Source organism: Wolbachia endosymbiont of Nasonia giraulti (assembly GCF_048054155.1).
Taxonomy (GTDB): domain Bacteria; phylum Pseudomonadota; class Alphaproteobacteria; order Rickettsiales; family Anaplasmataceae; genus Wolbachia; species Wolbachia pipientis_C.
Window position 1 is genome coordinate 36,161 of sequence record NZ_JAFEVH010000009.1, and the last position, 7,570, is coordinate 43,730.

Annotated in this window: 6 protein-coding genes; 1 reads left to right on the forward strand and 5 read right to left on the reverse strand. The window is 36.4% G+C overall.

Features of this window, described 5'->3' with window-relative positions:
* Window positions 1-107: 107 nt before the first annotated feature.
* The 3 genes from metG to JR312_RS02265 all read right to left on the reverse strand — a co-directional run bounded on the left by metG (window position 108) and on the right by JR312_RS02265 (window position 4,145).
* Window positions 108-1,637 carry a methionine--tRNA ligase gene (metG, locus tag JR312_RS02255; RefSeq protein WP_416647616.1) on the reverse strand — a complete coding sequence of 510 codons (1,530 nt, stop codon included), beginning with the start codon at window positions 1,635-1,637 and terminating at the stop codon, window positions 108-110.
* A 130-nt stretch (window positions 1,638-1,767) separates the two neighbouring features.
* Window positions 1,768-2,658: a hypothetical protein gene (locus JR312_RS02260; protein WP_416647617.1), complete on the reverse strand. Its 891-nt coding sequence runs from the start codon at window positions 2,656-2,658 to the stop codon at window positions 1,768-1,770.
* An 83-nt stretch (window positions 2,659-2,741) separates the two neighbouring features.
* The gene (locus JR312_RS02265; RefSeq protein WP_416647618.1) at window positions 2,742-4,145 is read right to left on the reverse strand and encodes an NAD(P)H-dependent flavin oxidoreductase; all 1,404 of its coding nucleotides are present in this window, start codon (window positions 4,143-4,145) and stop codon (window positions 2,742-2,744) included.
* Between the two features lie 135 nt (window positions 4,146-4,280).
* Here JR312_RS02265 and coaE point away from each other — a divergent pair, with 135 nt between their 5' ends.
* Entirely contained in the window at window positions 4,281-4,859 is a 579-nt protein-coding gene (gene coaE, locus JR312_RS02270; protein WP_416647619.1) for a dephospho-CoA kinase, read from the forward strand.
* Here coaE and JR312_RS02275 read toward each other — a convergent pair.
* Together JR312_RS02275 and JR312_RS02280 are read right to left on the reverse strand one after the other, a co-directional pair.
* Complete coding sequence (locus tag JR312_RS02275; protein ID WP_416647620.1) at window positions 4,849-6,030, reverse strand: ribonuclease D; 1,182 nt, start codon at window positions 6,028-6,030, stop codon at window positions 4,849-4,851. The genes coaE and JR312_RS02275 overlap by 11 nt on opposite strands.
* Before the next feature lie 84 nt (window positions 6,031-6,114).
* Window positions 6,115-7,440 (reverse strand): dihydroorotase, encoded by a 1,326-nt coding sequence (locus JR312_RS02280; RefSeq protein WP_264331111.1) that lies wholly within the window; start codon window positions 7,438-7,440, stop codon window positions 6,115-6,117.
* Window positions 7,441-7,570: the final 130 nt, after the last annotated feature.

Genomic DNA, 7,570 nt, shown 5'->3' on the forward strand with positions numbered 1-7,570 from the left:
AGATACATCAAAACGCCAAGGCACTTTTTTTGACTCTGTTGAATTAAAAAGGCTAACTACAGAACGGCCAACTCAGTCTAGTCTTGTAACGGCTTACCAAGGATTCTTTAAATATCGATCCTCAAAAAAATCGGCGTAGATTTAGGCAGTGTAATGCCTAAGCTTACGCACGCATTGCACAGAGATTGTAAGTTGCGTTGTTCTTTTGGAATTTGCAATTGATCTAGCATCATTTCTGCTGATTTTGGAATAATTGGCTGCAATAAAATACCAATTATTCTGATGTATTCGAGTAGTTTGTAAATTACTAAATCCATGCGCTTTCTATCGGTTTTACTTAACGTCCAGGGTGCACTTTTATCTATGTAAGCATTGGCCTTGGAAGAGATATTGATAATCAGTAGTATAATCTGGTTAAATTCATACTTTGATAGATGATCCATCACTTGATCAATTATGGCTTTACAATTTGGTAAACTCTCATCATCTTTAAGCAAGTTGCGATCAACTGCTGGTACAATTCCAGAGCATTGCTTGTGCAGAAATGAAATTGTTCTTTGCACTAAATTGCCTATATTGTTTGCCAGCTCTGAGTTTATGCGGCTGATCATGTTCTTCTTACTGAAATTACCATCTTGACCGAAACTTGCTTCCCGAAGGAGAAAATAGCGTAGTTGATCAACACCAAACTCTTCTGCCAGACCAATTGGATCTATAACGTTACCAAGGGATTTGGATATTTTTTCTCCCTCGTTTAGCCACCAACCATGAACTGCAATTTGCTTTGGCAGTGATAAATCTGCTGCAAGAAGAATAGCTGGCCAATATACAGCGTGAAAACGCAATATGTCTTTACCGATCACATGAACGTTAAAAGAGTTTGCCCAAAATTTCTTATATTCCTCATCTTCTATATTAGGAAAGCCTATTGACGTGAGATAGTTAGTGAGCGCATCTATCCAAACGTAAATTACGTGCTTGTAATTCCCTGGTACTTTTATTCCCCAATTAAAACTAGTACGAGAAATCGAAAGGTCAGTAAGTCCTGATTTTACAAACGATACCACCTCGTTTTTTCTGCTCTCAGGAAAGATGAAATTCGGCTGATTTGCGTATAACTCTAGTAATTTATTTTGCCAACTTGACAAACGAAAAAAGTAGCTCTCTTCTTTTATCCACTGAACTTCAGCACCTGTTGGTGCCCTGCCATCTATCAACTCTGATTCCTGATAAAACGCTTCGTCACGAACTGAATACCAACCTGAGTAAGAATCCAGATATATTTGTCCTCTCTCTTCAAGCCTATTCCATAGAGCTATAACTGCCTTTTCATGACGTTCTTCTGTGGTGCGAATAAAATCATCATAATCAAAGTTCATTAGCTCAGCTAATTTTTTGAATGTAACACTTATTTCATCTGTAAATTCTTTTGGCTCTATTCCCTTTGTTTTAGCTGCTTTTTCAATTTTTTGTCCATGTTCATCTGTACCAGTAGTAAATTTAACGTTCTTTCCAGCTAATTTCATAAATCTAGCTGTAACATCACAGATAAGGGAAGTATATGCGTGGCCGATATGTGGCTTGTCGTTTACATAATATATTGGCGTAGTGATGTAAAAGCTCTCAAATTGCTCCATCTTGTAGTGCTTAAAGCTTTATCGTATCTGCACTAGTAATAAAAATCAATATATATCCTATCGTACAAGCAATCTGAAAAGCCATTATACCGCTGCGTTTTGCAGCGGTATCCTGTAAGTGATTTACGCTTTAGTTAGAGTAAGGTCCATAACCTCCAACACATTGCTCCGGGTAAGAATTATTAAATACACCTTGAGGAGGAGCAGTTGGAGCAGTATTAAAATCGTAAGGAGGTGGTGCATCATGAGAAGAACCTCCAGAGCTATGCCCAGATCCTGGTTTATGATAATAATCTACCGCTTCTTCAGCCTTCTTAATATTTTCTGACTCTTTCTCATGTTTCATATGAAAAGCCAAGCCACCAGCAAGACACACAAGAGAATTAATGCCAAGAATGACTAAACCCCAAACTGGTAAGACTGGGTTAATAGCGCAACCTATTAAAGCTGCTAAAGAAATTGCACCAACTGCAAATTCTATATTTCTGAACATTTTAAGTTTATTATCCAGGTAATCTACCTTTTCTGACTTTCTAGCCGTTTTTTCGCTGCTGTTGTACCAAACACACATTAAAGCATGGAAAGCAACACACGCAACTACAGCTACTATCCCTAAAGCTAATAATTTCCTGTTGTCTTCTGCGTCTTTTTTCTTATCTTCTCTGCTTGGCTGGTTACTGATACCGGAACCAAGGTTATTTATCACTGTAGTATTACCACTAAATAGGCTACGCAGTAGAAAATAATCCCAAAAATCTAAACCTCTATTATTGTGTACATGTACGTGTGTAACCTGAGGGCTTGTAGGTTGTTGCCTACTATCATGTCGATCACTTCCTATATTGTGTTCATTAGTTGGGTTATAGCACCTAAATTCCTTATACGCATTTTCAAAATTTTTATCACTCCAGTTATCAATATTTTGCATACCACGAGAACTTAAAAATTCTTGAACATTCTCGTCACTGCCATTTTCTTTTATATAGGCAAGTGCATACCTTTTTAAAACACTATCGCACATAGATATTCTCCTCAAATTAAGATTAAATTAATAAACAGTTATTACTATAAATTATATAGAATAATGTCTTCTTGTCAAGTTAGTCATAAACCTGTCAATATTCTTTCCACCAGCTCCTTTACTGTTGGTACGTGGCCATTCTCATAAAATGGGTCTTGCTTAAATTTGTACACATTGTGTCCAGAAAACATAAGTTCATTTTCAACATTGCCGTCATGTACAATGTTTTGCAGTGTCTTTTGTATACAGAAACTCCGTGGATCTGGCTTTCGCCCTGTTGAATGGTCACCATGATCTTTCCAATTGCTAAACAGACAATGGCTCAAACATCCCATGCAATTAATTTGATCTTGTCTTATCTCCGCAAATTTGCCTGGTGTCACAAAAATAACAGTTGTATCTGGAGTTTTCATTACCTCTGTATACCCTGCTTTAATCCATGCATTTGCTAGCTCTTTGTCTTTTGCAGTGAGGTAAATCTTTCTACCTCTGCTACCTATTGCAAATTCATTATTAAACCCTCCACTCGCACTTTCTGAAAATTTTATTTGACGTGAATTTCGTTCCTGTAGCTCATGTATGAAGCTATTTCTTACTGCAGATGAGTAAAATCCTGTCGGACTAAATTTGTTTAAAAATACGTCACCTTCTTCTAAAGTGAGTAATTTCTTTTTCCACTCCGTAGAAATCGGACTTTCTTTTGTTAAAAGTGGACGAGTGCCAAACTGAAAAGCTATCGGTCCGATTTGCGAATTATCAAACCAATGTTCCCAATCCTTCAAATTCCACACTCCCCCCGCCATAACAATTGGCGTTTCAGAAAGACCGACCTCATTCATGAAAGATCTAAGCTCTGCAACTCTTTCAAATGGAGCCTGCGGTAATTCTGGGTCTTCACTATTACTGAGTCCATTGTGACCACCAGCAAGCCACGGATCCTCATATACTACTCCACCAAGTAAAAAAGAAGATATTTTTTGGTAAGCACGTTTCCACAACGCTTTAAAAGCGCGCGCCGATGAGATAATAGGGTAGTAATAAACTTGATATTTAGCTGCAATTTCTCCAAGCCTGTAAGGCATACCAGCACCGCAAGTGATGCCATGAACTAAGCCTTTTGCTTTTTCTAATATGCCATGAAGGACTTGTTCTGCTGCTCCCATTTCCCAAAGCACATTCATATGTATTCTTCCACGGCCCTTTGATATTTCATTCGCTATTTTTGCTTGACTAACTCCAGCCTCAATACTATACTTAATTAATTCCTCATGCTTTTCATTTCTTGTTTTACCTCTATAAATCAGCGGCACCAACTCACCATTGTCATCAATAAGTTTAGCATTTGCACCAGAAAACGTACCAACAGCATCTGCTGCAGCAAATGCCCCACTTGATCTTCCATCACTGATTGCAATGCCTTTACCGCCCTCGACGATTGGCCAGACTTTTTTCCCTGAAATCACTATCTTTTTTATCTTATCTTTCAAAATTTCCTCTTAATCTTTCAATCTATTTTACTGAATTACTAAAAAAATAATAGCTTTTCTTTTTTATACCTATGCATTCAGTTTTAAATAGGCATAGGAGATGCTATAAATATAGTTTTATAAGAAATTTGCTATATGATCATAGGTTTAACAGGTGGGATTGCAGTTGGAAAGAGCTTTGTAGCCAATTGCTTTAAAGAATTTGGTGCCGCTTTGTTTGATGCCGACTCTGTCATGCACCAGCTTTATAAAGTAAACAAAAACATAATAAGTTACGCAGAAGAAAAATTTCCTGGGGTGATAGTAAATGGTGAAATAGACAGAGCAGTATTGTCTAAATATTTTTTGGCCTACGATGAAAATTGGAAGCAATTTCAATCTTTAGTGCATTCTGCTGTGCAGAGTGAATTAGCAATTTTTATTGCTCAGGAGAAAGAAAACGACAGAAAACTCCTAGTCCTAGACATTCCACTCCTACTGGAAACGAGATTCCGTTTATATTGCGATTTTATTGTTTTTATCCATGCAGATAGCACTGTACAAGCTCAAAGGCTTAGTGAGCGTAATATGGATAAAAAAAAGCTGGATCTAATGTCTAGTATTCAGCTACCTATTGAAGAAAAAAAGCAAATGAGCGACTTTATCATCGATACCAGTGCAAATGTTCTTTCTCAAGTGAAAGATATAATAAACTCGTTAGACCTTAACACGTGATACGGTTATTCTCCACAAGATTACTCCGAATCTTAGCTATACTATCAGCAGATTTTACCGTTAAAATTTCAAACCTTGAGCCTGCATTCAAAAACGATTCTACTGATCTGCCGAAAAAATCATATCTCCATCCCTTGAATAGTTTATCTATCTGCCCAGATATTGAGCCAGCTAACTCATCTTTTGATGAAATTAACTTTCTTGATATGTTATTTTCCTTACATTTGCTCTCCAAAATAATCGAGAGTATATCAAATACAGATTTATCATAATTATCTGACAGAGTATAATTTTGCTGCACAAATTCCTTCTCATTCTCATTGAAAATATCTATAAATTCTAATAAATCTTCCTCTTTTATATTTGTGTTTCTCTTAAGGTCATCTAAAATGTCATCAATATGTTCCACGTTTTTTTCAATTAAACCAGTTATTACGGCATTATTGACTACCTTATTACGATTTATATTGTAACGCTGTGCTAAGGTCTCTTGCCACTCACTAACTGCTTTAACAGTTAACATCAACCTTGGATTTGCTTCATAATTAAATTTAATCCTCTTCCATGCATCTTTTGGATTATGCAAATACTTATTAACGTCAACTATTGATTCCATCTCTTCTTGAAACCAGCCTATCCTATTATTTTCTTCAAGTTTATTGCACAATATTTGGTGTAGGTCATATAGGTGTATCACGTCATTTACTGCATAATCTAATTGATCCTCAGATAATGGCCGTTTTAACCAGTCTGAATTTTTAGCTTTAATTTTATCCAGCGCTACCCCCTGATATTGCTCTACTACTTTTGAATAACCAATAAAGTCGTGATAATAATGACAAAACATAGCAGCAACTTGGGTATCAAAAATGGGAGTAGGAACACATTTAAGCACGGTGAGTAAGGATTCTATGTCTTGCCGACAACTATGAAAAACTTTGGTTATTTCTCGATTCAGCATTATTTTCTTAATAAGCGATAAGTCAATTCCCGGTACTAACACATCTACAATAAAACTCTTCTCTCCGTAAGAAATTTGAATTAGTGATAATCTAGGATAGTAGGTTAAATTGTTTCTAATGAACTCTGTGTCCACTGCTATAAATTTTGGATCTTTTGCCATCAATTCTTCACATGCATTCTCCAGCTCCGATGTCGTACTAATTAGCATATATTTTTTATTCAGTGGCTATATTTTACCACTTATATTCAATCTCTACAATTGGTTGAAATTCAAAGCACAACTATATGATAACTAACTCTTCCGTAAGTATACAGTTTTGCCAGACACAACGGTACGTATTACGCGCCCTTTCACTTTGCGTCCATCGAAAGGGGAATTTTTTGATTTACTAGCAAAGTTGTCAACTTTAATTTTCCATTCATGATCCAAATCAACTAAAATTAAGTCCGCTGCAAGGTTTTTCTGTATGCGGCCACGTGGCACATGTATGATATCTGCAGGCTTATATGTCAATTTTGCAAGCACATCAAGTAGACCCATTTGTCCACTGTGATATAGTTCAAGTGAAATGGGCAGCATTGTTTCAAGGCCAACAATACCAAATGCAGCATTTTCAAGTGGCAAATCTTTAGAACTAAGATCATGCGGAGCATGATCGGTTGCAATACAATCAATCACACCTGTCTTTAAACCTTCAATCATAGCTAAACGATCTTCCTCTGTACGAAGTGGCGGATTCATTTTTGCGATTGCTCCATGTTGCTTTACTATATCTTCAGTTAAAGTAAAGTGATGAGGAGTTACTTCACATGTAACATTTAACCCCAAATCTTTTGCTCGTTTAATAGCATCAAGTGAATCTTTTGAAGAGACATGTAAAATATGGTAGTGTACATTTTCTATGTCCTTCATTAGTAGTATATCACGAGTTACCATAACCGATTCTGATGCACTCAAGATTCCTTTTACTCCCAATTCTTCAGAAATCTTACCCTCATTAATTGCGCCACCAGCAGATAGATTTAAATCTTCTGCATGTTGAGCAATAGGAACACCAAGCATACTTGAATAAAGCAGTGCCTGTCTCATAATCATTGGATTCATAACTGGCATACCATCATCGGTGAACCCAACCGCACCTGCTTCCTTTAAAAGCGCTATTTCAGTTAATTTTTCTTCCGAAGTGGTAATTTTGGCGTAAAATTCAACATTCACATGTGAAGTTTCAAGTGCTCTATATTTCAAATATTTAGCCAAGACAACACTATCAATCGCTGGAACAGTGTTTGGCTGGCAAACTACAGTTGTAACGCCTCCTACAGCTGCAGATTTGCTACCCGTATGTATAGTTTCTTTATGCTCTTGACCTGGTTCACGAAAATGCACGTGAATGTCAATAAGTCCTGGCATTAGAACAAGCCCTTTACAGTCTATTGTTTCATCAACTCCACTTGTTGAAAGTAATGATTCGCTAAAATCAACAATTTTATCCCCTTCAGTTAACAATGAACCTTTTATATCAAGTTTAGTTTCCGGGTCAATAATACGAGCATTGATATACGCAATTTTATAGCCTTCCTTTTGGCCTTTCTGCAATAAATTCCAAGATTGTGTCATTATATTTAAGTATCAATTACAAAATAAATCTAAAGTTTTTTTAGTAAAACACAACCAAATTAAAGTGATGTTACAATAACTAGCAAGGGAACGTTCAAAAAAGTGTGTCAAACCGAAAAAAAAGTAATAA

Bases quoted from the DNA above. Each gene is read 5' to 3' on its own strand.
- metG (WP_416647616.1), bottom strand. From the start codon at position 1,637: ATGGAGCAATTTGAGAGCTTTTACATCACTACGCCAATATATTATGTA.
- JR312_RS02260 (WP_416647617.1), bottom strand. From the start codon at position 2,658: ATGTGCGATAGTGTTTTAAAAAGGTATGCACTTGCCTATATAAAAGAA.
- coaE (WP_416647619.1), top strand. From the start codon at position 4,281: ATGATCATAGGTTTAACAGGTGGGATTGCAGTTGGAAAGAGCTTTGTA.
- JR312_RS02275 (WP_416647620.1), bottom strand. From the start codon at position 6,030: ATGCTAATTAGTACGACATCGGAGCTGGAGAATGCATGTGAAGAATTG.
- JR312_RS02280 (WP_264331111.1), bottom strand. From the start codon at position 7,440: ATGACACAATCTTGGAATTTATTGCAGAAAGGCCAAAAGGAAGGCTAT.